This window comes from Stenotrophomonas capsici (assembly GCF_034961085.1).
Taxonomy (GTDB): domain Bacteria; phylum Pseudomonadota; class Gammaproteobacteria; order Xanthomonadales; family Xanthomonadaceae; genus Stenotrophomonas; species Stenotrophomonas capsici.
Genome location: NZ_JAYFUH010000210.1, coordinates 1 through 1,210 on the forward strand (window position 1 = coordinate 1; position 1,210 = coordinate 1,210).

2 protein-coding genes are annotated in these 1,210 nt (G+C 68.8%); both read left to right on the forward strand.

All coding sequences use genetic code 11. The features are described from left to right. The coding region (locus tag VA603_RS11500) for an MFS transporter (RefSeq protein ID WP_486679296.1) at window positions 1-464 on the forward strand (464 nt) is incomplete at its 5' end. 19 nt (window positions 465-483) lie between these two features. Continuing rightward, window positions 484-1,210, forward strand: a 727-nt coding sequence (locus tag VA603_RS11505) for a TonB-dependent receptor plug domain-containing protein (RefSeq protein ID WP_323438925.1), incomplete at its 3' end; no start/stop codon positions are given.

Here is a 1,210-nt window from a genome sequence, read left to right on the forward strand (position 1 = left end):
TGATCTCGGTAACCGGTGCCGGCATCGGCATGCTTGCCGCCGTGGCCGCGGCGTGGCTGCTCAAGCGCCGCAGCGCCGAACAGCTGCTGATGCACGCCGGCATCTGGCGCAGCGTGCTGTACGTGCTGCTGGCGGCGTTGCTGTACGGCGGCGTGCTGGCCGGCTCCCGGTGGGGCTTGGGCGTCTTGGTGGTGGCGATGCTGGCCCTGCGCTACGTGGCCATGACCAGCTTGTATGCGCTGTTCATGCGGGTCAGTTCGCGCGAGCAGGCCGGCACCGACTTCACCCTGCTGGTGTGCTTCGAGCTGCTGCTGTTCTTCATCGGAGGCGCGGCCTCCGGCTTTCTGGCCAAAGGCCTGGGCTATGCCCCGTATTACCTGCTGCTGGCGGCCGTATCGGCCATCGGCCTGCTGTTGTGCAGGCCGGTGATGACGCGCCTGGCAGCGCCCTCCCCTTCTCCCTGACGACATCCCCGAGGACACCATGCGGCATCATGCGGCAACCCTTCCGCTCGCCTTGCTGAGCCTGGCCATCAGCAGCCAGCTGTACGCGCAGAGCAGTACTTCCGTGCAACAACTCGATACGGTCAGCGTCAACGCCACCCGCGCCGCGCGCAGCGTGGCCGAGATCGCCGGCACCGTGTATCGCATCGACCACGCACAGGTGGCCCAGCAGGTCGCCGCCGGGCGCAGCACCGCCGATATCCTCGGCCAGCTGGTGCCGTCGCTGGCCCCGGCCTCGGGCACCACCAGCAACTACGGCACGACCATGCGCGGCCGCAGCGTGCAGGTGATGATCGATGGCGTGCCGCTGACCGGTGCCCGCGACGGCTCGCGCCAGCTCAACAGCATCTCGCCGACGATGATCGAGCGCATCGAGGTGATCTCCGGCGCCACCGCGCTGTACGGCGCTGGTGCCAGCGGCGGCATCATCAACATCATCACCCTGCAGCCGGGCGAGCAGCCGCTGGCGCTGGCCACGCAGGTCGGCCTGCGCAGCCCCTCGGATGTTGATGGCGACAACCTGGCCTGGAACCTGGCGCAGACGCTGACCTTCCGCAGTGGCGCGCTCAGCGGCGCGGCCGGCATCAACTACGCGCGCCAAGGCGCCTCGCTGGATGCCGATGGTCGACGCATCGGCCCGGAGATCGCGCAGACCGCCCGCCAGGACACCGAGACCAAAGAGTTCAACGGCCGGCTGGATTGGAACC